The following is a 23,112-nucleotide window of genomic DNA, read 5'->3' on the forward strand; positions in this document are numbered from 1 at the left end:
TCGCTGTCAAGTAAGTCCTGGGAGCAATTGGTCCGTGTGGTTATCAGATCGGTGACGACATCGGCGTTGTCACCCCCCGGACACCCGCGACCACGCACACTGGCGGTGTGGTCCGCCGAGCCCCGGCGGCCCCCGGGCAGAGTTCGAGACGGGATGGGCAACGACTGTGATCCGCTGGCGTGACCCTCGAGCACCGCTGACCGCCGCCGCGGCGGCCGGCGCCGCGGGGTTCGCGGCCGTGCTCGTGGCCGGCGGCCCGGCCAGGGGTGTCGCCGGCGCCATCGCCGGGGTCCTGGCCGCCGTCCTGGCGGCGGTCTCGCTGGCGACCGCCTCGTCCAGGCTGGCCGACGACCGCGCGCTGTCGACGGGCGCGCGCTGGATGGGCGGCGGCGCCCTGGTCTGGGCCGCGGGGGTCGTCCTGCGGCCGCTCGCCGAGAGCGCGAGCTTCGCCCTCAGCTTCGCCGACCTGGCGCTGCTGGTGGGCACCGTCCTGATGGGCGGCGGGGCACTCATCGCCTCCGGCCGCACGCTGCCGGGCATGGTCGTTTTACGGCTCGTCACCGACGCCTACCTGTGCGCGGCCTCGCTGTTCCTGATCGGCTGGGTGCTGGCCCTGCGGCACGTCTATCACCAGTCCGACCCGGCGACGTTCACGTTCACCATGCTGCCGCCGATGATCTCGCTGCTGGTGACCTGCGCCGCGATCCCGTCGGTGGTCAGGAGCCGGGCCACGGCGTGGCCGCTCGGCCCGGCCGGGCTCGGCGTCCTTCTCACCACCACGATGGCCGGCACCGCCGACGCGGTTGCCCGGCTCACCGAGACGGGCCAGCCGGTGTGGAGCGCCATCCCGGCGCCGCTGGCGTTCCTGCTGCTGGCCGCGGCCCCCTGGGCGCAACGGCCCCGCGACCCGGAGGCGGCGGCCGCGCAGCCCGCCGCGCCCGTCGTCGGCGTGCTGCTGGCGCTGGCTCCGCTGGGCCTGGTGGCGGTGGGCACGGTCACGCTGATCGTCCACCTGGCGGGCGGCCGCCCGGTCACCCCGGTCACCGGGGTCGTCCTGCTGGCCGGCTCCGCCGTGCTGCTGCTGCTCGTCCGGCTCACCGTGGTGGGCGGCGTCAACTCCCGGCTGCGCCGGCTCGTCTCACTCGCCGACCGGCAGCTGCGCGAGCTGGCCGAGAGCACCGGCGACGTGGTGCTGCTGGTCGACTACGAGGGCGTGGTCCGCGAGATCGGCCCCGGCGTCGAGGCGACCTACGGCTACCGTCCCGACGAGATCGTCGGTGGCACGATCTTCGACTACATCCACCCGGAGGACGTCCCCGGCATCCAGGCGGCGCTGGACGCGATGAGCCTCGACGACGAAGGATCCGACCCCGGCGCCTGCATGATCGCGTGCAGGGTACGCGCGGCCGACGGCACCTGGCGGCCCACCGAGTCGGTCGCCACCTGCAACCTGGGCGGCGAGGAGCTGCTGCTGGTCACCACCCGCGACGTGAGCGACGAGGAGGCGCTGCGCAACCAGGTCGCCCACCTGACCTTCCACGACGGCGTCACCGGCCTGCCCAACCGCGCCTACTTCGAGGAGCGCACCCGCGAGGTGCTCTCCGGCCGCACCGGCCACGTCGCGGTGATCTTCCTCGACCTCGACGGCTTCACCTCGGTCAACGACTCGGTCGGCCATGCCAGCGGCGACTACCTTCTCGGCCAGGCGGCCCGCCGGCTGCGCGGCGCCGTACGTCCGGACGACACGCTCGCCCGGTGGGGCGGCGACGAGTTCGCCGTGCTCGTGGAGACCGGCGGCGAGGCGCAGCTCGCCGTGGACCTCGCCGAGCGGCTGCTGCGGGAGGTCTCCCAGGAGCCGTTCCGGGTGGCCGACCGTGACGTGGCGCTGACCGCGAGCCTCGGCGTGGCCTTCGCCGAGGACGACATGCCGGCCGGCGACCTGATCCGCAACGCCGACGTCGCCATGGCACGGGCCAAGGCGCTCGGCGGACGCCGGGTCGAGGTGTTCGCCGCGCAGATGCACGCCGACGTGGTGCGCCGGCTGGAGCTGGCCGCCGACCTGCAGCGCGCGCTGATCGAGCACCAGTTCGCGATCGAGTACCAGCCGGTCGTCGACCTCGCCACCTCGCGGGTGACCGCGGTCGAGGCCCTGGTGCGGTGGTGGCGCGGCTCGGTCTACGTGCCGCCGGAGCAGTTCCTCGGCCTCGCCGAGGACACCGGGCTCATCGTGCCGCTCAGCGAGTGGATCCTGCGCGAGTCGTGCCGCGAGGTGGCCGCCTGGCGGGCCTCCTCCTGGGACATCGGGCTGTCGGTCAACCTGTCGGCCCGGCAGATCACCGCTCCCCGGTTCGTGGAGACCGTCGAGGAGGCGCTCGCCGAGAGCGGGCTGCCCGCCTCCGCGCTCACCCTCGAGGTCATCGAGGAGATGCTCGTCGAGGACGCCGAGGAGACGATCAAACGCCTGTCCCAGCTGCGCGCGCTGGGCGTGCGGCTGGCCATCGACGACTTCGGCACCGGCTACGCCTCGCTGGCGTTCCTGCGGCAGCTCCCGGTCGACCTGATCAAGATCGACCCGTCCTTCGTGTCCGGGCTGGGCCGCGACGACACGCTCAGCCTGCTCACCCGCACGATCGTGCGGCTCGGCCACGACCTCGGCCTCATCGTGGTGGCCGAGGGCATCGAGCGGCCGGAGCAGCTGGAGCTGCTGCGCGAGATGGGCTGCACCCGAGGGCAGGGCTTCCTGGTGGCGCGGCCCATGGCGGCCCGCGGAGTCGACTCCCTGATGCGCACAAGTCTCACGGTCTGAGACGGGTGTCCCACCAAGTTGACATCGGGGGCTGGGGAGCGGCTAAGGTGTGGCCATGCTTCGCAGTGAGATTCTCGTAGTACTTCGCCGGCGCGCGGGCCGATAGCGAAGCACTTCGACCTGCGCGCCGCCCCTGGTCCCGCCACACGGTGGGAAGGGGCATTTTTTATGTCCTCCAAGCGACAGCCACGCAAGGAACGAGCCGATGACCGAACGGATGACAGGTGCACAGGCCCTGGTCAGGGCGCTGGAGCACGTGGGAGTCGACACCGTGTTCGGGATCCCGGGCGGCGCCATCCTCCCGGCCTACGATCCCCTCTACGACTCGACCAAGGTCCGGCACGTGCTCGTACGGCACGAGCAGGGCGCGGGCCACGCGGCCGAGGGATACGCCCAGGCCACCGGCCGCGTCGGCGTGTGCATGGCGACCAGCGGCCCCGGCGCGACCAACCTGGTGACCCCGCTGGCCGACGCCTACATGGACTCCGTGCCGATCGTGGCGATCACGGGACAGGTGGCCAGCGCGTCGATCGGCACCGACGCCTTCCAGGAAGCCGACATCTCGGGCATCACCATGCCGATCACGAAGCACAACTTCCTGGTCACCGACCCGCTCGACATCCCGCGCACCATCATGGAGGCGTTCCACATCGCCTCGACCGGGCGGCCGGGGCCGGTGCTGGTCGACATCTCCAAGGACGCGTTGCAGGCCGACACCACCTTCTCCTGGCCGCCGGTCATGCAGCTGCCCGGCTACCGTCCGGTGACCAGGCCGCACTCCAAGCAGATCCGGGAGGCCGCCAAGCTCATCGCCGAGTCGCGGCGCCCGGTCCTCTACGTCGGCGGCGGCGTGCACAAGGCGGGGGCCTCCGACGACCTCCTGCGGCTGGCCGAGCTGACCGGCATCCCGGTCGTGACCACGCTGATGGCGCGCGGCACGTTCCCCGACAGCCACCGCCAGCACCTGGGCATGCCCGGCATGCACGGCAGCGTCGCCGCGGTCGGCGCGTTGCAGAAGGCCGACCTGCTCATCGGTCTGGGCGTGCGCTTCGACGACCGGGTCACCGGCCAGCTCTCGACGTTCGCTCCGCACGCCAAGGTGGTGCACGCCGACATCGACCCGGCCGAGATCTCCAAGAACCGCCACGCCGACGTGCCCATCGTGGGTGACTGCAAGGATGTCCTCGGCGACCTCATCACGGCGCTGGAGAACTCCGGCAGGCAGGGCGACTACACCGCCTGGTGGGCGCTGCTCGACGGCATCAAGGAGACCTACCCGCTCGGCTACGACGAGTTCGAGGACGGCTCGCTGGCGCCGCAGTACGTCATGGAGCGGCTGAGCGCCCTCGTCGGCCCCGACGCCTACTACGTGGCGGGCGTCGGCCAGCACCAGATGTGGGCCGCCCAGTTCGTCCAGTACGAGAACCCCGGCACGTTCATCAACTCCGGCGGGCTCGGCACCATGGGCTTCGCCGTCCCGGCCGCGATGGGCGCCAAGATGGGCCGGCCCGAGTCCACCGTGTGGGCCATCGACGGCGACGGCTGCTTCCAGATGACCAACCAGGAGCTGGCCACCTGCGCCCTCGAAGGTGTGCCGATCAAGGTGGCGGTCATCAACAACGGCAACCTCGGCATGGTCCGCCAGTGGCAGACCCTGTTCTACGACCAGCGTTACTCCAACACCGACCTGCAGACGACACGCCGGATCCCGGACTTCGTCAAGCTGGCGGAGGCCTATGGTTGTGTGGGCCTGCGCTGCGAGCGGCCGGAGGACGTCGACGCGACCATCCGCAAGGCCATGGAGATCACCGACGTGCCCGTGGTGGTCGACTTCGTGGTCCACCAGGACGCGATGGTCTGGCCCATGGTCGCGGCGGGCACCAGCAACGACGACATCAAGATCGCCCGTGACATGGCGCCGACGTGGGAGAGCGACGATGAGTAGGCACACGCTGTCCGTGCTCGTGGAGAACAAGCCGGGCGTCCTCGCCCGGGTGTCCGCGCTGTTCAGCCGGCGCGGCTTCAACATCGACTCGCTCGCCGTCGGGCAGACCGAGCACGACGACATCTCCCGGATGACGATCGTGGTGAGCGTCGAGGAGCTGCCGCTGGAGCAGGTCACCAAGCAGCTCAACAAGCTGGTGAACGTGCTCAAGATCGTCGAGCTCGACCCGTCGCAGTCGGTCCAGCGTGAGCTGATGCTGATCAAGGTCAAGGCCGACGCCGACAGCCGCTCGCACGTGCTGGAGCTCGTCCAGCTCTTCCGCGCCCGCTGCGTCGACGTGGCGGCCGACGCCGTGACCATCGAGGTCACCGGCACTCCCGACAAGCTCGAGGCCTTCGTCAAGGTGCTCGAGCCCTTCGGGATCAAGGAGCTCGTCCAATCGGGCATGGTGGCCATCGGCCGCGGCGCCCGTTCCATCACCGACCGGTCCCTCAGGGCACTGGACCGTACCGCCTGAAAGGTTTGACGCAAGTGACCGAGATCTACTACGACGACCAGGCCGATCTGTCGATCATCCAGGGGCGTCACGTGGCCGTGCTGGGGTACGGCAGCCAGGGCCACGCCCACGCGCTCTCCCTGCGTGACTCCGGCGTCGACGTGCGCGTCGGGCTTCCCGAGGGCTCCAAGAGCCGCGAGAAGGCCGAGAACGACGGCCTGCGCGTGCTCACCCCGTCGGAGGCGGTCGAGGAGGCCGACCTCACGATGATCCTCGCGCCGGACCACATCCAGCGCGACCTGTACGCCCAGCACGTGGCCCCCAACCTGGTCGAGGGCGACGCGCTGTTCTTCGGCCACGGCCTCAACATCCGCTACGGCCTCATCGAGGCGCCCGAGGGCGTCGACGTGTGCATGGTGGCCCCGAAGGGCCCCGGTCACCTCGTGCGCCGCCAGTTCGAGGCCGGCCGCGGCGTGCCCTGCCTCGTGGCCGTCGAGAAGAACGCCTCCGGCAAGGCCCTCGACCTGGCGCTGTCGTACGCCAAGGGCATCGGCGGCACCCGGGCCGGCGCGCTGAGGACGACCTTCACCGAGGAGACCGAGACCGACCTGTTCGGCGAGCAGGCCGTGCTGTGCGGCGGCGTGTCCGAGCTGATCAAGGCGGGCTTCCAGACGCTGATCGAGGCCGGCTACCAGCCGGAGGTCGCCTACTTCGAGTGCCTGCACGAGATGAAGCTCATCGTCGACCTGATGTACGAGGGCGGCATCTCCAAGATGTACTGGTCGGTGTCCGACACCGCCGAGTACGGCGGCTACACCCGCGGCCCGCGCGTCATCACCGACGAGACCCGTCAGGAGATGCGCCGCATCCTGGGCGAGATCCAGGACGGCACGTTCGCCCGCCAGCTCGTCGAGGAGTTCGACGGGGGCCAGAAGGAGTTCAGCCGCTACCGCGAGGAGCTGGCGGAGGACCCGATCGAGAAGACGGGCGCCAAGCTGCGTCCGATGATGAGCTGGCTCAAGGCCTGACACTCGCCGTCCGCCTGGTGGGGCCCCGTCCCACCAGGCGGTCCGCTCATTCGCCGTGCGTCGCGATCCGGCGGAACACGATCGTCGCGCGGAACCTGTCCGGCGCGTCGGGGTCGGGCTCGGCCTTGGCGCTGAGCACGTCGATCTCGGCGTCGCCGCCGTAGAAGCGCTGTGCCACGGGATAGGCCGCCCGCTGGATCTCGTCGGGCGTGCCGCCGGTGATGGTCACGTGCAGGTCGAAGGGAATGGGCCTCATCGGGTGTCTCCTTCTCTGGCACAGGCGCCGGCGATCCACCGTCCAGGCGAACCGTCGTCCGGGGAAACGGCCGCGCACACCGCAGGGCCGGCGGACGGGAGGACGCCATGCCATGTCTCCCGCGGGTACGTAGTGATCGCTTTCCCCGGGGGAGACGGATCATGCGGTCCGCTTCGCCGGGAACGAAACGACTCCCCAGGCCCGGCCTCGCCCGGATAGATTGCCGGACATGCGTGAAGTGATCACCGCGGACGGCCGGGTGCTCGCCGTCGAGGAGTGGGGCGCGCCCGACGGCACGCCGGTCTTCTACCTGCACGGCACCCCCGTCGGGCGGCTGGCCCGCCACCCCGACGACGCGCTGTTCACCGGGCTCGGCATCCGGCTGATCACGTTCGACCGGCCGGGGCTCGGCGGCTCCACACCCCGGCCCGGCCGGCGGGTGGCCGACGGCGCCGACGACGTCGCGGCGGTGGCCGACGCGCTCGGCCTCGACAGCTTCCCCGTCTACGGGGTGTCCGGCGGCGGCCCGCACGCGCTGGCGTTCGCCGCCCGCCATCCCGGCCGCGCCACCCGCGTGGCCTCGCTGGCCGCGCTCGCGCCGCGTGACGCCGACGGGCTCGACTGGACGGCCGGGATGATGGCGGGCAACGTCCGTACCGCCGAGGTCGCGCTGTGCGACCGGGAGGCCATGGCCGAGCATCTCGGCGCGCAGCCGTCCGCCCCGCCGCGGCTGCCCGACTCCGAGGCGGCCGTGCTGTCGCGGCCCGAGATCTCCGCCATGCTCGGCGCGGCCTTCGCCGATGCGCTGCGGCCCGGCATCGACGGGTGGGTCGACGACGCCCGCGCCCTGTTCGGCACGCCGTGGGGGTTCGACCCGGCCGACATCACCGTGCCCGTGCTGCTGTGGCACGGGGCGCTGGACCCGGTGGTCCCGGTGGCGCACGCTCACTGGCTGGCCGCCCGCATCCCCACCGCGACCCTCACCGTCCAGCCCGACGCCGGGCACGCCGGCCACTTCGACGCCACCCCGGCCACGCTGTCCTGGCTGCTGGAGGGCGGCCGCACCGCACTCTCGGGCCCACGGACCCAGGCCACCGCCTGATCCCTCCGCCCCCGCGATTCCTCCGCCGCCGCGATCCCTTCGCCGCCGCGATCCCTTCGCCGCCGCGATCCCTCCGCCCCCGCGCCCCGGACGTGCGGGTCCTCCTGCCGCCCGATGCACTCGCTGCGCCGCGTCCCGGAGGGCGGCGGCGTGCGCGACTCCCCGTAGCCGCCGGGGTGGCCGGCGTCGGTGGACACATCACCGCGTGCCGGCCGGGCGGCGGATGGGGCACCGGTGGGCGGCGTGCCGGTTCGGGCAGCAGATGACGCCTATCGTGACGAACCGGCCGCCGGTCAGCCACTCGCCCCACTGCACGTCGACCCCGCGCGGCAGCGCGTCCGCCGCGCCGTCGAGCCGGGCCCGCCGGCCCACCCGGTCCGGGTGCAGGAAGGCCTTGCGCACCCTGCCGTACCTGGTCGCCAGCCACTCCACGGCCTGGGCGGGCTCGTCGAACGTGGCGGCGATCCGGGAGGCGGGCCTGGCCAGCCAGTCGCCGGTCCGCATGGGCGGCAACGGTGACGCCGCGAAGTCCGGGGAGCCGGGGCGGCGCTCCTCCTCCCGCTCGAGCTCCTCGCCGTTGCCGAGCCAGGCGTAGGCATGCCAGTGCACGGGCCACCCCCTGCGACGGACCGCTGCACAGGGGTCATTCCCCGACCCGCCGGTGGTAAGTCGTCCGGCATGTGGGACGTGGGAGCGGGCCCGGACGGTCAGTGGGCGGCGAAGACCTGGGTCCAGTGCGGGCCCTTGGCGGCGTGGCCGACGCCGATGTGGGTGAAGGCGCAGTTCATGATGTTGGCGCGGTGGCCGGGGCTGTCGAGCCAGCCCTGGACGACCTGGGCGGCGGTCCGCTGTCCCATGGCGATGTTCTCGGCCCAGGTGCGGATCGGGGCGAAGCCCGCCGCCCCGACGCGGTCGCCGGGGTCGCGGCCGTCGGGGGAGTCGTGGTCGAAGAAGCCGCGGGCCGCCATGTCGGCGGAGTGCCGCTCGGCCGCGGTGCGCAGCTGGGGATCGTGGACGAGGGGGCGGCAGCCGTTCGCGGCCCGTGCCTGGTTGGTCAGCTTGACGACCGCCTCCTCGACGCCCGAGGCGCCGGTGGGGGAGGGGGTGGGATCGGTGCGGGTGGCGGTGCTCTTCGGCGGGGTGGGGGGCTCGCAGGACAGCTTCACCGGGCGGGACTTGGCGGTGACGGCGCCGTCGACGTCGATGGCGGTGACGTAGTAGTGGGCCGGGGTCCTGATGCACCGCACGCCGGTCACCACCTTGCCGTTGGCGACGAGCTGGGAGCCGCTCTTCAGCGTGCGGTCGGGACCGGGGAGGAGCTTGGTGAGCCGCACCCTGAGCCGGGTGCGGTCGTCGCAGCCGGTTCTGGAGGCCGCCGCCCGGATCGTGCCCTCGGCGATGACCGGCCTGGCGGCGGCGACGCGGCACGCTCGGCGGGTCGCCGCGGCGCCGTCGCGGGAGTCCGTGGGAAGGGCTGTGCGGGCGTCCGAGGGACCGGTGGCGCGGGCGTTCGAGGGGCCGGTGGCGCGGGCGTCCGAGGGTAGGGCGGCGCCTCCCGCCGCGGCCCCGGTTGCGGCGGGCGCCTCGTCGGGGGACGCCACCAGGGCGGCGGGCACCCATGCCGGGGCGCTGATCAGACCCACTGCCGTCAGACCGCCGAGACAGGCCAGAACCTGCAGTCGCCTGTGCAAGATGTGCTCCCTGGGGCTTGAGACACTACGTCGAACCCGCATTCTGGTGGGTACACAACGGACATGTCACGTCAATTCGGGCAATATCTGGAGCTCCAGGTTTCCGAATCGTGATCAAAATAGGGTCGATCTCGACGTATCGCAGCCGATCTGAGGGCGTCCGGGCATGGAACGGGCCCGGCCACCCATGGTGACCGGGCCCTCGCTAGGGAGGTGGCTCAGCAGTGCGCGGGCTTGAGCCAGGAGCATTCCAGTTCGGGGACGTCGGCGGGGGCCTGGCGGAGCTGCGGCAGCGCGTCCACCGTGCCGGTGCGGCTGAACCGGGCGAGACGGATGGCGATCTTGTCCTCGATGTCCTTGGGCGAGCCCGACAGATACTGGTTGAGCATCACGGAGAACACCAGCGGCTCGCCGTCGGCGCTGGTGACGTAGCCCGAGAGCGCGGTGACGCCGGTCAGCGAGCCGGTCTTGGCGCGGACGTTGCCGGCGGCGGGCGTGCCCCGCATCCGGTTGCGCAGCGTGCCGCCGACGAAGCGGTCGGCGTCGCCGGCGACGGGGAGCGAGTCGTACCAGGCCTGGAACCACGGCTTGCCGCGCACGGCGGTCAGCAACTGGGCGATCGAGGCGGGCGAGAACCCGTCGCGGCGCGAGAGCCCGGAGCCGTCGCGCATGTTCAGCACCTGGACGCCGTTGGCCCGGGCGAAGTCGGTGCTCACCTTGAGCCCGGCGGCCCAGGTGCCCTGGCCGGACACCTTGCGGCCCATCGCCTTGGTGAGGATCTCGGCGTGGATGTTGTTGCTCAGTTTCATGAACGGCACCAGCAACTCGCTCAGCGGCATCGACTCGCGCTCGGCCAGCTTCGCCGCCCCGGACGGGGCCGCGCCGGTGACCGTCGGGCCGAGCACCCGCACGCCGTGCTTGGTCAGCGCCTGGCGGAACAGCGCGGCGGCGTACGCGGTGGGGTCGTCGACGGCGACCCATTCCTGGTACGGCGTGGCCACGGTGCCGGTGATGACGACCGTGCGCGTGCCGTGCCGGCGCTCGATGAGCACGTTCGTGGACGCGCCGGTCGTGGCCTTGTTGACGATCTTCAGATAGTCGGTCTCGGGCGTGGTGGAGACCTTCACCTTGTCACCGTCGGCCGCCACCGAGACGATCACCGAGCCGGCGTCGTAGTCGCGGTCGGGGGAGGCGGTCAGCGCGGAGATGGGCGCCGCGTAGTAGGCCGTCTCGTCGTCCCAGGCCCAGTCGTTGCCGAGCCGTACCGAGTCGAACCAGGTGTCGTCGGTGACCAGCCTCCCGGCGACCGTCCTGATGCCCGCGTCGGCGACCTTGGCCGCCAGCGCGTCGTAGTCCTCGGCCAGCATGGTGGGGTCGCCGGTGCCGCGCAGCACCAGGTCGCCGGCGAGCACCGAGCCGGCCCTGCGCGCGGACGACAGCACGCTGGTGGTGAAGCGGTAGTCGAGGCCGAGCGTCTCGGCGGCCGCCGCGCCGGTGAACAGCTTGGTGTTGGAGGCGGGGATCATGAGCTTGCCGCCGTCGGTGCTGTAGAGCTCGTCGCCGTTCGCCGCGCTCCTGACGACCACGCCGGCGCGGGCGATCGTGAGCCGGGAGTCGCTGAGGATCTGGTTGATGTCCTGGGCCAGGTCGGCCACGCCGGGCGAGGGGTCGAGCGCGATGGCGGGGGAGGAGGGGCCGGACGCCCACGCGAGGGCCGCGACGAGCGTGCCCGCGAGGAGGGAGGCTGAGGTGCGCCGCATGGGATCTCCAAGGGACTGGGGGTCTCGCCTGGATCATGGGGGCAGCGCGCCCAGCGTGTAATACGCAAATATCCGTATTTTTGGCACCATCCACGCCGGGCCCGGCACTGCCAGGACCCGGCGCTGTGCGGCCGAGGGGGCGCGGCTGTCAGCCGGTCGGCTGGGGTGAGCTGACCAGGAACCCGCAGTCGCCGAACGAGATCTCGTCGCCCGACTTGATCCGGGCCGGACCGACCAGCCGCCAGCCGTTGAGCCGCGTGCCGTTGAGCGAGCCCAGATCGACGAGCATCCAGCCGCCGTCGTCCTCGCGCCGCAGCTCGGCGTGCACCCGCGAGACGGTCAGGTCGGACAGTACGAGGTCGCACGCGGACCCGCGGCCCACCACGTAGCGGGCCCGGTCGTCGTCGGGCAGGGCGAGGCGGGGCAGGCGCGGCCGTCGCCAGGCGGCGCGCAGGCTGGTGGTGAAGTCGGAGGCGGAGGCCACCACGTCGGTCAGCCGCTGCCGGAAGGACCTGCGGCGCGGCAGGTCGGCGACCAGCCGGTCGAGCTCGTCGCGGTTGCGGGCCCGCAGTGCCTGGTCGACGCGGCCGACGAACGTGTCGTGGGAGATCCGTCCTTCGGCGGCCCGGTCGCGGAGCTCGTCGATCGCGCGGTCACGTTCCCCATCGGACGCGCGGAACGGTGGATGCGTCGAGCTCATGCCCCGAGTATCGGCCTTTCCTGCGTTCTCTGTCCAGAAACCCCGAATCTACAGGCGGTTCAGCCGAAGTCCTTGCCTGGAGCATACTCAGTATGCATACTCAGTATTTATGTCGATCAGGCACGGGCTGCTCGCGCTCCTCAGCAAGGGGCCGCGATACGGCTATCAGCTCCGGGTGGAGTTCGAGGCGTCGACGGGGGCGACCTGGCCGCTCAACATCGGCCAGGTCTACACGACGCTCTCGCGGATGGAGCGCGACGGCCTGGTCGCCCCCGGTGGTGAGGACGACCAGGGGCGCGCCCTCTACACGATCACCGAGGCCGGCCGGCAGGAGGTGGAGCGATGGTTCAGCACCCCCGTCGCCCCCGCCGACCGGCCTCGGGACGAGCTGGCCATCAAGGTCGCCATGGCGGTCGCGGCCCGCGACGTGGACCTCCGCGCGGTCATCCACGCCCAGCGCACCGCCACCATGCGGTCGCTGCAGGAGCTGACCCGGGCCAAGCGGGCCGCGACCGACGGGCTCGCCGAGCGGCTCGTCCTCGATTCGATGATCTTCAAGGCCGAGGCGGAACAGCGCTGGCTGGACCACTGCGAGGCCGTTCTCAAGGAGAAGCACTCATGACTGTGGTGACGTTACGGGACGTGACCCGTACGCACGGGGACGTCCACGCGCTCAACGGGGTGAGCCTCGACGTCGCGCCGGGCGAACTGGTCGCGGTGATGGGCCCGTCGGGTTCGGGCAAGTCCACGCTGCTGAACGTGGCGGGCGGCCTCGACCGGCCGACCTCGGGCAGCGTGACGATCGGCGGCACCGACCTGGCCACGGTGAAGGACCTGGCCGCGCTGCGCCGCCGCGAGGTCGGCTACGTCTTCCAGGACCTCAACCTCATCCCGTCGCTCACGGCCGCCGAGAACGTGATGCTGCCCCGCGAGCTCGACGGCGTCCGCGCCGCCCGGGCGCGCGCCGAGGCGCTGTCCGTCCTGGCCGAGGTGCGGGCGGACCAGATCGCCGACCGCTTCCCCGAGGAGCTGTCCGGCGGCCAGCGCCAGCGGGTGGCGATCGCCCGCGCCCTCGTGGGCGAGCGGCGGCTGCTGCTGGCCGACGAGCCGACGGGCGCCCTCGACACGGCCACCGGCGACGAGATCCTCGAGCTGCTGCGCGACCGCTGCGACAGGGGCGCCGCGGTCCTGCTCGTCACCCACGAGCCGCGCTACGCCGGCTGGGCCGACCGGGTCGTCCACCTGCGCGACGGGGAGATCGTCGACGCGGGCGCCGTCCGCCTGGAGACCGCGCGATGAGCTCCTTCCGCGCCGCCCTGCGCATCGCCCGCCGGGACGCCCTCCGCGCGCGGGGCCGCACCGCCCTCATCATGGTGATGATCGGCCTGCCTGTGCTGGCCATCACGGCGCTGCTCACGCTGAACGCCACCACCGACGTGACCGTCCGCGAAGGGCTGCCCGCCCACCTGGGCGCGGTGGCCGAGGCGCGGGTGGTCACCCACGCCGAGCGCACCCCGGTTCGGCAGACCATGCACGGCGACCTCATGGAGCCCCCGGACCAGGGCGACGGCCCGCCGAGGCCGTGGACGGCCGGCGAGGTCGGTGCGCTGCTCGGCGGGCGCGTGATCCCCCACACCGTCGGGCAGGTGGAGATCCTGCTCCAGGACGGCTACGACCGGGTCGACGCGCTGGGCCTGGACCTGCGCGACCCGATGACCCGCGGCGTCCGTGTCCTGGCCGAGGGCAGGTTTCCCGCCTCGGCGCAGGAGGTCGCGGTCACGCCGGCGCTGCTCGACCGCGGAGTCCGCCTCGGCGACGTGCTGCGGATGACCCGGCAGGCGCGGCCGCTGCGGGTGGTGGGCGTCGTCGAGCACCCGGTGCGGCCGGGAATCCAGGAGATCGCGCTCCTGCCGGGTTCTGTCCCGCAGGACGGGCAGAACGGCCGCGGCGCCGGCTGGCTCGCCGACACCCCCGCCCCCGTCACCTCGGCGGACTCGCGCCGGCTGAACGCGGCCGGTCTCACGGTCATGTCCCGAGCCGTGCTGGAGGAGCGGACGGGGGACCGCTCGTTCTGGCCCTACAACGGCCGGGGCCTGGTCGAGCTCGCGGTCGGCGTCGTCCTCGTCGTCACCGAGACGGTCCTGCTCGCCGGGCCGGCGTTCGCTGTGGGATTGCGCAGGCGGCGCAGGGAGCTGGCCATGATCGCTGTGCAGGGGGGATCCGGCGCACACCTGCGGGCGATCGTGCTCGCAGAGGGGCTCGTCCTCGGCGGTGCGGCGGCCGTGCTGGGCACCGTGCTCGGCGTCGGCGCCGGGCCGCTGGCCCTGTCGGTCGCCGCCCGCGAACTGGACTGGCACCAAGGGCCGTTCGAGGTGCCATGGGGACCGGTTCTCGGCGTCGCCGTGCTCGGCGTGCTGAGCGGGCTGGTCGCCGCCGTGGTCCCGGCGATCCAGGCGGCCACGCAGCACCCCGCCCTGGTGCTCGCCGACCGGGAGCCCGGGCCCCGTCGCCGCGCCGGTCGCCTGCTGCCCGGCCTCGTCCTGCTGGCGCTCGGGCTCGGCGGCCTGGCCGCCACCCTGCACAGGAGCGTTCTGGCCGTCGTGACGGCCTCGGTGCTGGTGGTGTTCGGGCTCGTCGCGGTGACCCCGTGGCTGATCGGTGTCACCGCGCGGTTCGCCCATAGGCTGCCCCTGTCGTGGCGCCTGTCCGTGCGCGACGCCGCACGCCACCGGGTCCGTACGGCGTCCGCGGTGGCCGCGGTGATGGCCGCCACCATGGGGGCGGTCGCCGTGGGCATCGGCTACAGCAGCATGGCCACCGCCGGGGACGCGGCGCGGGTGGTGGAAGCTCCCGTGGGCAGCGTCTCGATCAGCGGGCACGGGGCGGACGACCAGGGCTGGGCGAGGCTCCGGACGGCGGTCGAACGGGCCATGCCGGGAGTGCCGCTGGTGCCGAGCCTGGAGGTCACCGATGCCCGGGGGGCGGCGCTGGGGATGACGGCCTTCCCCAGCCCGGAGCGCTGCCGGCGGGGATGCCAGGTCGTGGCCCCCGACTACTCCCTGCCGGTCGGCGACGAGCGGTTGCTCGCCTTCTTGCAGGGACGGCGGGACCCGCGGGCGGCCGCCGCGCTGCGGGCGGGGAAAGCGGTGGTCTTCGACGGCGAACTCGTCGAGGACGGGATGCTGAACGTGTCGGTCATGCCGTGGCAGGCTGGACCCAGCGGGCGGCGTGTCGCGCTGTTGCGTGTGCCGGCCGTGGTGGCCGAGGGGGCCGGTCGAGAGCAGGGCGGCGCGCTGCTTCCCGCGTCGGCCGTCCGGGACGCGGGCCTGCGTCTGGCCGAGCGGCGCGTATTCGCGCGGCACGTCCCCGACTCCACGGAACGCCTGGAGCGTGACCTCCGGGCGGTCCACGGCTCCGCGAGCCTGCGGCTGGTCCCGGAGAGCCGCTACGATTCCCTGACCGTCCTGTCGGCGGGCCTGGTCGCGGCGCTGGTCGTGGTGCTCGGCGGCACCCTCGCCGCCACCGGCCTGGCCGTGGCCGACATGCGCCGCGATCTGGACACCCTGTCGGCCGTGGGCGCCGCCCCCCTGACCCGCAGGCTCGTGGTGTCCGTGCAGGCCGGATATGTCGCGGGGCTCGGCACGGTGGTCGGCCTGGCCGGAGGCATCGTCACCGGGGTGGCGCTGACCTGGCCGTTGATCGCCGTGATGAGGCCTGCTCGCGGTGGCCGCGGCCTGTTCGACCCGGGGCCCACCGTGATCGACGTGCCCTGGCCCTATGTCGCCGCGATCGTGGCGGGCCTGCCGGTCCTGGCCGCCCTCGTGGCGGGGGTGTTCACCCGGACGCGGCTGGTGGTGGCGCGTCGGCTGGCCTGAGCCGGTACTTCAGCGTCATCAGCACCGACAGGAAGATGATGAGCGCCGGGACCGCGGCCTGCCCGATCAGGACCGCGGTCAGGGCGCTGTCCGGCTGCTCGACCGGCCGGTCGGGCTCCGACTCCAGGAAGCCGCCCAGCGACAGGATGGCGCCGAAGACGAGGGCGCCGAACGAGGCGACCCCGCTCTCGATCGCCGTCCACAGCCCGGTGAACACCCCGGCCCGCCGCTTGCCCGTCGCCTCGGCGTCCACCGCGATCACGTCCGCCAGCATCGAGAACTGCAGCAGCTGCACCCCGGCGTAGCCCATGCCCACCAGCAGCAGCATGACGTGGGCGTACCAGGCGCCGATGGCCGGGGTGGCCAGCGCCGCCAGCGTGCCCACGCCGAACATCAGCCCGGCCAGGATCATCGCGCCCCGCTTGTCGAGGCGCTTGGCCAGCCGGACCCAGACCGGCATCGTCAGCAGCATCGGCCCGACCAGCGCGGCGAAGAGCGTGCTCGTCGCCTTGGGGTCGCCCAGGGTGTAGGCGGCGAAGTACGGGGCGGCGGCCAGCATCATGCTGACGGCCGTCATCTGGGCGCAGCTGAGCGCCAGCAGCCACATGAACGCGGGATTGCCCCGGGCCGCGGTGATCTGGTCGCGCAGCCGGCCGCCGTCGGGCTCGGGGGCGCCCGTCATGGGGGCGCGGGCCGTACCGAAGAACGAGCCGAGCATCGAGGCGAGCAGCACCGCGGCGATCGTCGCCGCCATCAGCCGGTAGCTGCCCAGGGTCCCGCCGTCGCCCTCGCTGTTGACGATGGCCGGCGCGAGGATGCCGCTGATCACGGTGGCGGCGCCGATGAAGATCATCCGCCACTGCAGCAGGGAGGTGCGCTCGTGGTAGTCGGAGGTCATCTCGGCGGGCATCGCCTTGTACGGCACCTCGAACAGTGCGTATCCCGTGGCGGCGGCCATGAAGCAGGCCCCCACGTACAGCGCGGCCGGGACGCCCGTGAGCGGCGGCCCGGCGAAGACCAGGAAGAACGCGACCGGCAGCGTGCAGGCGCCCGCGAGCAGCCACGGCCGGCGTGGACCGAGCCGGGACGTCGTGCGGTCCGACCACCGGCCGACCAGCGGGTTGAGCACCAGGTCCCAGACCTTGGGCGCGGCGACCACCAGCCCGGCCAGCCAGGCGGGCACGGCCAGGAAGTTCGTCATGTAGTAGAGCAGCAGCAGTCCGGGCACCGCGCCGAAGGTCGCCGTGCAGAAGGACCCGACGCCGTAGCCGACACGAACACCCCGCGAGACCGCGGGCGCGCCGAGGGCCGGTGTGATCATGCCTCATCTAAACCCAGCGAGCCCTCGTCCGGTAGGCCCGGTTTCGTGCGACCCCGGACCTCCGCCGGTCTCACCGAGGAGGCGTACGGGCAGACCCTCGGCCTCCCCGTTCAGTCGGAGACCGCGGCGCACACCACGTGGGCGCCGATCTCGATCATCCGCCGCTCGCTGCGCGCGTCCGCCACCCGGGCCATGAGGATCGGCGCCTCGCTGGCCGCGAACTGCGGCAGCCGGGCGCGCACCAGCCGGTGCAGGTCGCGGACCACGTCCTCGGCGGCCGACATGTGCACCTTGACGTGCAACATGATCCCCGGCGCGCCCGACGCGGTGCTCGCCTCGGAGATCCACACGTGGTGCACCAGGGGGAAGTCCGCCAGCAGGTGCCCGATCGCGAGGCGCAGCGCCGGCAGGATCGGATGGGTGCAGCGCCGGTAGCCCGGATCGACCTGCTGCATGGGGCCCGACAGGTGCGGCCGCGGCGCCGGGATCCACGGCATCGCCGGCGCGTCCGGCGTGGGCGGCGCGACCTGGGCGAGCGCGGCCCCGCGCGAGACGGTGGCCATCGCGCCGGTGGCGTACGCGGCGGGGGCGGCGCCCGACAGCACCGGTGTGGGCCCGGTGCGGGTCGAGGTGAGGAAGCGCTGGAGGTCGTCGATGGGCACGGCCGCCGCCGCGGGCCCGGCCGCGTCGATCACGATCTCGCGCACGCCGGTGACGCGCCGGATGTCGAGGATGGTGTCAGCGTCGCAGGCCGACAGCGAATGGCTGCCCCGGTGCCTGGCGTAGGTCGCCGGTCCGGTGTATCCGAGCAGCACCCGGTCACCGGCCTGGGTCGTGCCCAGGACGACGGAGCGGTCGGGTCGCACGGCCACCAGGACTCCACCCTCGGCCAGGGCCGCAAGCAGGCGGTGCGGGGCGCCATGCTGTGCGAGCACGTCGGCAAGCGCAGGATTCCCGATGCTCATAGGACGAACCCTAGGTAGTCGGCCACGGCTTATCAGGCTAATGGCCAACAAATCCCTCGATCAAGACAAAGATGGACGCCGGGTGGATGACTTTGCGGGGTTGGGGGTAGGGCACGCCGTCTCACATTCCGGGTCCCTCGTGAACGCGTTCACAAGCGCGGATAGACTGCTGGGGATCCCGGGGGACTCGCCGACGCGTTCCCCAGCCCGCCGCACGCCTTAAGGATCCATCCCGTGACAAAGCCCGTCGTTCTGGTCGCAGAGGAGCTCTCCGAGGCTGGCCTCGCCGTCCTCGGCGCCGATTTCGAGGTCCGCCACACCGACGGCGCCGACCGTTCCCAGCTGCTGCCCGCGCTCGCCGACGTGGACGCGCTGATCGTCCGCTCCGCCACGCAGGTCGACGCGGAGGCCATCGCCGCCGCGCCGAAGCTGCGCGTGGTCGCCCGCGCCGGTGTCGGTCTCGACAACGTCGACGTCGAGGCGGCCACCAAGGCCGGCGTGATGGTCGTCAACGCGCCCACCTCCAACATCACCAGCGCCGCCGAGCAGACGCTCGCGCTCATCCTGGCCAGCGCCCGCAACACGGCCCAGGCCCACGCCGCGCTGAAGAACGGCGAGTGGAAGCGGTCCAAGTACACCGGAGTCGAGCTCGACGGCAAGGTCGTCGGCATCCTGGGCCTGGGCAAGATCGGCCAGCTCGTGGCGCAGCGCCTGCAGCCGTTCGGCGTCGAGCTGATCGCCTACGACCCCTACCTGCCGCCCGCCCGCGCCGCGCAGATGGGCGTCAAGCTCCTCTCCCTCGAGGAGGTCATCCGGCAGGCCGACTTCATCACCGTGCACCTGCCGAAGTCCAAGGAGACCCTCGGCCTCATCGGCGACAAGGAGCTGCACGAGGTCAAGCCGTCGGTGCGGATCATCAACGTCGCCCGCGGCGGCATCGTGGACGAGGGCGCCCTCTACACCGCGATCAAGGAGGGCCGCGTGGCGGGCGCGGGCCTCGACGTCTTCGCCAAGGAGCCGTGCACCGACAGCCCCCTGTTCGAGCTCGACCAGGTCGTGGCCACGCCGCACCTCGGCGCCTCCACCCACGAGGCCCAGGAGAAGGCGGGCACCCAGGTCGCGCGGAGCGTGAAGCTGGCCCTGGCGGGCGAGTTCGTGCCGGACGCGGTCAACGTCCAGGGTGGCGCGGTGGCCGAGGAGGTCAAGCCGGGCCTGCCGCTCGCCGAGAAGCTGGGCCGGGTCTTCACCGCGCTCGCCGGCGAGGTCGCCACCAAGCTCGACGTCGAGGTGCGCGGCGAGATCGCCGCCCACGACGTGCGGGTGATCGAGCTGGCCGCGCTCAAGGGCGTCTTCAACGACGTGGTCGAGGACTCCGTCACCTACGTCAACGCCCCGCTGCTGGCCAAGGAGCGCGGCGTCAACGTCGAGCTGGTGACCAGCTCCGACAGTCCTCTCTGGCGCAACGTGGTGACCGTGCGCGGCGTGCTCGCCGACGGCCGCCAGGTGTCGGTCTCCGGCACGCTCTCCGGCCCGCGGCAGATCACGAAGATCGTCGAGGTCAACGGCTATGAGATGGAGATCGAGCCGACTGAGCACCTGTGCTTCCTGACCTACGCCGACCGCCCCGGGATCGTGGGCGTCGTGGGCCACCTCCTCGGCGAGCACGGCATCAACATCGCCTCGATGCAGGTGGCGCGGGACGTCAAGGGCGGCAAGGCGCTCATCGCGCTGACCGTCGACTCGGCCATCCCGGCCGAGGTCGCCGAGCAGATCGTCTCCGAGATCGGCGCCGAGAGCGGCCGCACGGTCGACCTGGAGGATTGAGCCCGTAGGGGTGGATGCGGCTGCCGCCGGCTGGTCCGGCGGCAGCCGCCTTTTTGTCTCAAGATGCGAGATATTAGGACATCCAACGAGACAGTGCGTCTGTCACCAGGTACTGTTTCTTGCGATGCGCCAGGTTCTCGTACTCATTACCTGCCGCGGCGGGGCCTGTTAGGGCAGGTCGACCACCCGCCGCGGTGAGCGGCGTCGCGTCGGCCATCAGTCCCTTTTCGTCCGGTCCGTGACCCGGACCACGAGTTCAGGCCCGGTCGGGTCCGTGACCGGGGTCCGACTCTCCTCACCCGACGCTCCGCGAAACGAGATGAGCAGCGACATGTACGAGATGTATCCCTGGAACCGTGCCGACGAGCGCGACGACGAGGCCGCCGAGGCCCTGCAGACCGCCCTGGACCGCCGCGACAACGGCGGCGTGCCCGAGAGCCGGGGCCGCTAGCCCGGTAGTTCCGGACCGCTGGGCCGGAGGCCCGGAGCCGCCGGCCCCAGGATCAGGGACCGCTCGGTCGGGGGTCAGGGTCGCTGGTCCCCGAACTCCAGCCGGTAGAAGCAGGCCAGCCGCCGCACGGCCGGCACCCTGCCCGCCACCCGCACCAGGAGCCGGTAGGGTCCCGGCAGCCGGTCGTAGCCGTCGATGTCGAAGACGCTCAGCGCGTCCAGGCAGCGCAGCCTCGGGCTGATCGACAGCAGGGCGGCGGTCCCGTCGACGGCCCAGTGCATCGTGGCGCCCGCCCTGCGGACCGGCGGGTTGAGCCACTGCAGCCGCAGGCCGCGCGGGGTGAGCGCGTCGAAGATCAGCTGGCCGCTCGGGAACCCCTCGGCGATCCGCCGCAGCAGGGCCCGGCCGCCGTCGCGGTCGAGGTAGTAGAGCAGGCCCTCGGCGACGACCAGCACCGGCTTGTCCCGGGGGACGCGGTCGAGCCAGCCGCTGTCGGTGACCGACGCGCCGACCATCGTCTGCCGGGGACGCTCGGGGAACAACCGCCGGCGCAGCTCGATGACGTCGGGGTAGTCGACGTCGTACCAGTCGACGCCCGCGGGAGGGTCGAGCCGGTGGGCGCGCGTGTCGAGGCCGCAGCCCAGATGAAGCACGCTCGCCTCGGGGTGGCGGGCCAGGAACTCCCGGGCCCATCCGTCGAGGAACCGCGCCCGCAGGGCCACGGCGGCGGCGCTGCCCCGCGTCATCCCGGTGCGGCGGAAGTCGTGGTCGATCCGCCGGGCGACCTCCAGGGAGAGGGTGTCGGCGAGGATCGGGTGCGGCGCGCGGGCGTCGAGCGCCCTGCCGTACAGGGTGGCGAGGAGTGTGGCCTTCTCGGCGGTCAGCCGCACCTTGTCGGTTGCCATGCCCTCACGGTAGTACGCGTCACCGCACCCGTCCGGGTGACTACAGCGTGCTGGCGACCGGCATGGCCGGCGGGGGAGCCTGGCGCAGCTCGCGGATGTGCGCCCAGCGCTTGACGCCCTTCGGGTCGGGCCGGACGGCGCCCACGAAGGAGCTGCGGCGTCCCGCGTCCAGGCGCTCCTCCTTGACCACGTCGCCGGTGCGTGGCGCGTGGACCATGTGCCCGGGGCGGGAGATCATGCCCATGTGGCCGAGGCCGTGGAAGAAGACGAGGTCGCCGGGCTTGAGGTCCTTCCAGGCGATCTTCTTGGAGTAGGCGCCGTACTGGGCGGCGGCGACGCGGGGCAGTTCGATGCCCGCGGCCTGGTAGGCCCGGAGCGTGAGGCCGGAGCAGTCGTAGCCGCTCGGCCCGGTCCCGCCCCAGACGTAGGGGGTGCCCTGTTTGTCCAGGGCGTACCTGACGGCGATCTTCCAGGCGGGGAGCTGGATGTTCCGGGTTCTGGCGCGCTTGACGTCGGCGCCGGTGAGGGTGACGCCGCCGGGGTCCGGCGCCACGGCGGGGGAGGCCGTCGTGGGGGCGGCGGCCGCGGTGGGGGAGGCCGTCGTGGGGGCGGCGGCCGTGGCGGGCGCCGCAGCGGCGGCGGGAGAGGCGACCGCGAGCCCGGCGACGGTCACGGTGGCGGCGAGCACGGGAACGAGGGCGGGGGCGGGCAGGGCGATGGGCAGGGCGAAGCGCGGCACGAAGAGTCCTTCCACACGGCCGGCCGGGTTAGCTGACGGGCTCGGGCCTGGAAGTGGCCCTACGGCGCGCGGACGTGCCGATTCGCCCCAAGAGGGGAGTGGGTCCCCGGCTCCGCGCAACGGCTGCGCGGATTAGGCTTGAGGGACTCTAACGAAACGGTCAAAGCACCGCAATACGGGTAAAACGGATGTCCGATGCTTGAGATGATGTGTTCGTCAGCCGAGACGAGCCGGTAAGGTACGGCCATGGAGTCGCGCAACATACGCCTGGCAGTGATCCCCGGAGACGGCATCGGCACCGAGGTCGTCGCCGAAGGGCTCAAGGTGATCGAGGCCGTCGGCGCCAAGATCGAGGCCACCCACTACGACCTCGGCGCCGCCCGCTACCACCGCACCGGCGAGACGCTGCCCGACGCCGTCATGGAGGAGCTGCGCGGCTACGACGCGATCCTGCTCGGCGCCGTCGGCGACCCCAGCGTGCCGCCCGGCATCCTGGAGCGCGACCTCCTGCTCCGCCTGCGCTTCGCGTTCGACCACTACGTCAACCTGCGTCCGGTCAGGCTGTTCCCCGGCGTGGCGACCCCGCTGGCCGACACCCCGGCCGAGAGCATCGACATGGTCGTGGTGCGTGAGGGCACCGAGGGCCTCTACGCGGGCACCGGCGGCGTCATGCGGCGCGGCACGCCGTACGAGATCGCCACCCAGGAGTCGCTCAACACCGCCCACGGCGTCGAGCGCGTGGTCCGCTACGCGTTCGAGAAGGCGCGCTCGCGGCCCCGCAAGAAGCTGACGCTGGTCCACAAGACCAACGTGCTGACCTTCGCCGGCGACCTCTGGCAGCGCACGGTCGACCGCGTCGCCGAGGAGTTCCCCGACGTCAGCACCGACTACTGCCACATCGACGCGGCCTCGATGTTCTTCGTCACGCAGCCCGAGCGCTTCGACGTGGTCGTCACCGACAACCTCTTCGGCGACATCATCACCGACCTCGGCGCCGCCATCGCCGGCGGCATCGGCCTGGCGGCCAGCGGCAACATCAACCCCGAGCGCACGGCGCCCAGCATGTTCGAGCCGGTGCACGGCAGCGCGCCCGACATCGCCGGGCAGGGCAAGGCCGACCCCACCGCCACCATCCTCTCGGTCGCCATGCTCCTCGACCACCTCGGCCTGGAGGCCGAGGCCGCCCGCGTCGAGCAGGCCGTCGCCGACGACATCGTCGAGCGGCTGGGGGGGGGGGGGGGGCGCCCC

General features: G+C 72.5%; 20 protein-coding genes and 1 riboswitch. Of the genes, 11 read left to right on the plus strand and 9 right to left on the minus strand.

Going from position 1 to position 23,112, the window contains the following annotated elements; translation table 11 throughout:
• The first annotated feature begins 166 nt into the window (after positions 1-166).
• The 4 genes from CXR44_RS21545 (at position 167) to ilvC (ending at position 6,275) form a co-directional block, all read left to right on the plus strand.
• The gene (locus CXR44_RS21545) at positions 167-2,806 is read left to right on the plus strand and encodes a putative bifunctional diguanylate cyclase/phosphodiesterase (protein ID WP_245899304.1); all 2,640 of its coding nucleotides are present in this window, start codon (positions 167-169) and stop codon (positions 2,804-2,806) included.
• A gap of 205 nt (positions 2,807-3,011) precedes the next feature.
• On the plus strand, positions 3,012-4,751 hold the full coding sequence (locus CXR44_RS21550) for an acetolactate synthase large subunit (RefSeq protein WP_101787892.1): 1,740 nt from the start codon (positions 3,012-3,014) through the stop codon (positions 4,749-4,751).
• A complete protein-coding gene (gene ilvN / locus CXR44_RS21555; RefSeq protein ID WP_101787893.1) occupies positions 4,744-5,268 on the plus strand; it encodes an acetolactate synthase small subunit in 525 nt (174 codons plus the stop codon). The genes CXR44_RS21550 and ilvN overlap by 8 nt, the downstream gene beginning before the upstream one ends.
• 23 nt (positions 5,269-5,291) lie before the next feature.
• Positions 5,292-6,275 carry a ketol-acid reductoisomerase gene (gene ilvC, locus CXR44_RS21560; RefSeq protein WP_101788055.1) on the plus strand — a complete coding sequence of 328 codons (984 nt, stop codon included), beginning with the start codon at positions 5,292-5,294 and terminating at the stop codon, positions 6,273-6,275.
• Between the two features lie 46 nt (positions 6,276-6,321).
• On the opposite strand, the gene CXR44_RS21565 is transcribed toward ilvC, so the two are convergent.
• Complete coding sequence (locus tag CXR44_RS21565; RefSeq protein ID WP_101787894.1) at positions 6,322-6,531, minus strand: hypothetical protein; 210 nt, start codon at positions 6,529-6,531, stop codon at positions 6,322-6,324.
• A 229-nt stretch (positions 6,532-6,760) separates the two neighbouring features.
• Here CXR44_RS21565 and CXR44_RS21570 point away from each other — a divergent pair, with 229 nt between their 5' ends.
• Positions 6,761-7,633 (plus strand): alpha/beta fold hydrolase, encoded by an 873-nt coding sequence (locus tag CXR44_RS21570; protein WP_180903628.1) that lies wholly within the window; start codon positions 6,761-6,763, stop codon positions 7,631-7,633.
• Between the two features lie 198 nt (positions 7,634-7,831).
• On the opposite strand, the gene CXR44_RS21575 is transcribed toward CXR44_RS21570, so the two are convergent.
• The 4 genes from CXR44_RS21575 to CXR44_RS21590 all read right to left on the minus strand — a co-directional run bounded on the left by CXR44_RS21575 (position 7,832) and on the right by CXR44_RS21590 (position 11,784).
• On the minus strand, positions 7,832-8,242 hold the full coding sequence (locus CXR44_RS21575; protein WP_101787896.1) for a hypothetical protein: 411 nt from the start codon (positions 8,240-8,242) through the stop codon (positions 7,832-7,834).
• A 98-nt stretch (positions 8,243-8,340) separates the two neighbouring features.
• Complete coding sequence (locus tag CXR44_RS41045; RefSeq protein ID WP_245899305.1) at positions 8,341-9,324, minus strand: CAP domain-containing protein; 984 nt, start codon at positions 9,322-9,324, stop codon at positions 8,341-8,343.
• Between the two features lie 218 nt (positions 9,325-9,542).
• On the minus strand, positions 9,543-11,084 hold the full coding sequence (dacB, locus tag CXR44_RS21585; protein ID WP_101787897.1) for a D-alanyl-D-alanine carboxypeptidase/D-alanyl-D-alanine endopeptidase: 1,542 nt from the start codon (positions 11,082-11,084) through the stop codon (positions 9,543-9,545).
• 148 nt (positions 11,085-11,232) lie between these two features.
• Positions 11,233-11,784, minus strand: coding sequence for an FHA domain-containing protein (locus CXR44_RS21590; RefSeq protein WP_101787898.1), 552 nt, complete (start codon positions 11,782-11,784; stop codon positions 11,233-11,235).
• 109 nt (positions 11,785-11,893) lie between these two features.
• Here CXR44_RS21590 and CXR44_RS21595 point away from each other — a divergent pair, with 109 nt between their 5' ends.
• The 3 genes from CXR44_RS21595 to CXR44_RS21605 are packed head-to-tail and all read left to right on the plus strand — an operon-like array spanning position 11,894 to position 15,659.
• A complete protein-coding gene (locus CXR44_RS21595; protein ID WP_101787899.1) occupies positions 11,894-12,406 on the plus strand; it encodes a PadR family transcriptional regulator in 513 nt (170 codons plus the stop codon).
• Complete coding sequence (locus CXR44_RS21600) at positions 12,403-13,083, plus strand: ABC transporter ATP-binding protein (protein WP_101787900.1); 681 nt, start codon at positions 12,403-12,405, stop codon at positions 13,081-13,083. The genes CXR44_RS21595 and CXR44_RS21600 overlap by 4 nt, the downstream gene beginning before the upstream one ends.
• On the plus strand, positions 13,080-15,659 hold the full coding sequence (locus tag CXR44_RS21605) for an FtsX-like permease family protein (protein WP_101787901.1): 2,580 nt from the start codon (positions 13,080-13,082) through the stop codon (positions 15,657-15,659). The genes CXR44_RS21600 and CXR44_RS21605 overlap by 4 nt, the downstream gene beginning before the upstream one ends.
• Here CXR44_RS21605 and CXR44_RS21610 read toward each other — a convergent pair.
• Together CXR44_RS21610 and CXR44_RS21615 are read right to left on the minus strand one after the other, a co-directional pair.
• Positions 15,619-16,980 (minus strand): MFS transporter, encoded by a 1,362-nt coding sequence (locus tag CXR44_RS21610; RefSeq protein WP_101787902.1) that lies wholly within the window; start codon positions 16,978-16,980, stop codon positions 15,619-15,621. The genes CXR44_RS21605 and CXR44_RS21610 overlap by 41 nt on opposite strands.
• Before the next feature lie 110 nt (positions 16,981-17,090).
• On the minus strand, positions 17,091-17,915 hold the full coding sequence (locus tag CXR44_RS21615; protein WP_245899306.1) for a hypothetical protein: 825 nt from the start codon (positions 17,913-17,915) through the stop codon (positions 17,091-17,093).
• Between the two features lie 264 nt (positions 17,916-18,179).
• Between CXR44_RS21615 and serA the strand changes: the two genes are divergently transcribed.
• Positions 18,180-19,769: a phosphoglycerate dehydrogenase gene (gene serA / locus CXR44_RS21620; RefSeq protein ID WP_101787904.1), complete on the plus strand. Its 1,590-nt coding sequence runs from the start codon at positions 18,180-18,182 to the stop codon at positions 19,767-19,769.
• A 319-nt stretch (positions 19,770-20,088) separates the two neighbouring features.
• Entirely contained in the window at positions 20,089-20,220 is a 132-nt protein-coding gene (locus tag CXR44_RS41730; RefSeq protein WP_281260293.1) for a hypothetical protein, read from the plus strand.
• A gap of 74 nt (positions 20,221-20,294) precedes the next feature.
• On the opposite strand, the gene CXR44_RS21625 is transcribed toward CXR44_RS41730, so the two are convergent.
• Positions 20,295-21,125 (minus strand): class I SAM-dependent methyltransferase, encoded by an 831-nt coding sequence (locus tag CXR44_RS21625; protein WP_101787905.1) that lies wholly within the window; start codon positions 21,123-21,125, stop codon positions 20,295-20,297.
• Between the two features lie 40 nt (positions 21,126-21,165).
• Entirely contained in the window at positions 21,166-21,864 is a 699-nt protein-coding gene (locus CXR44_RS21630) for a C40 family peptidase (RefSeq protein ID WP_101787906.1), read from the minus strand.
• 2 nt (positions 21,865-21,866) lie between these two features.
• Positions 21,867-22,013: riboswitch (cyclic di-AMP (ydaO/yuaA leader) on the minus strand.
• Positions 22,014-22,110: 97 nt separating this feature from the next.
• Between CXR44_RS21630 and CXR44_RS21635 the strand changes: the two genes are divergently transcribed.
• Positions 22,111-23,112 (plus strand): 3-isopropylmalate dehydrogenase (locus CXR44_RS21635; protein ID WP_101788057.1); only part of this gene is annotated, 1,002 nt, incomplete at its 3' end.

Source organism: Nonomuraea indica (assembly GCF_002850745.1).
GTDB classification, from domain to species: Bacteria; Actinomycetota; Actinomycetes; order Streptosporangiales; family Streptosporangiaceae; genus Nonomuraea; species Nonomuraea indica.

What these genes read in the sequence shown, in the direction of transcription:
- ilvN (WP_101787893.1), top strand. Translation starts at nt 4,744, where the DNA reads ATGAGTAGGCACACGCTGTCCGTGCTCGTGGAGAACAAGCCGGGCGTC.
- CXR44_RS21550 (WP_101787892.1), top strand. Translation starts at nt 3,012, where the DNA reads ATGACCGAACGGATGACAGGTGCACAGGCCCTGGTCAGGGCGCTGGAG.
- CXR44_RS21590 (WP_101787898.1), bottom strand. Translation starts at nt 11,784, where the DNA reads ATGAGCTCGACGCATCCACCGTTCCGCGCGTCCGATGGGGAACGTGAC.
- CXR44_RS21570 (WP_180903628.1), top strand. Translation starts at nt 6,761, where the DNA reads ATGCGTGAAGTGATCACCGCGGACGGCCGGGTGCTCGCCGTCGAGGAG.
- CXR44_RS21565 (WP_101787894.1), bottom strand. Translation starts at nt 6,531, where the DNA reads ATGAGGCCCATTCCCTTCGACCTGCACGTGACCATCACCGGCGGCACG.
- CXR44_RS41730 (WP_281260293.1), top strand. Translation starts at nt 20,089, where the DNA reads ATGAGCAGCGACATGTACGAGATGTATCCCTGGAACCGTGCCGACGAG.
- CXR44_RS21600 (WP_101787900.1), top strand. Translation starts at nt 12,403, where the DNA reads ATGACTGTGGTGACGTTACGGGACGTGACCCGTACGCACGGGGACGTC.
- CXR44_RS21605 (WP_101787901.1), top strand. Translation starts at nt 13,080, where the DNA reads ATGAGCTCCTTCCGCGCCGCCCTGCGCATCGCCCGCCGGGACGCCCTC.
- CXR44_RS21610 (WP_101787902.1), bottom strand. Translation starts at nt 16,980, where the DNA reads ATGATCACACCGGCCCTCGGCGCGCCCGCGGTCTCGCGGGGTGTTCGT.
- dacB (WP_101787897.1), bottom strand. Translation starts at nt 11,084, where the DNA reads ATGCGGCGCACCTCAGCCTCCCTCCTCGCGGGCACGCTCGTCGCGGCC.
- CXR44_RS21595 (WP_101787899.1), top strand. Translation starts at nt 11,894, where the DNA reads ATGTCGATCAGGCACGGGCTGCTCGCGCTCCTCAGCAAGGGGCCGCGA.
- CXR44_RS21625 (WP_101787905.1), bottom strand. Translation starts at nt 21,125, where the DNA reads ATGGCAACCGACAAGGTGCGGCTGACCGCCGAGAAGGCCACACTCCTC.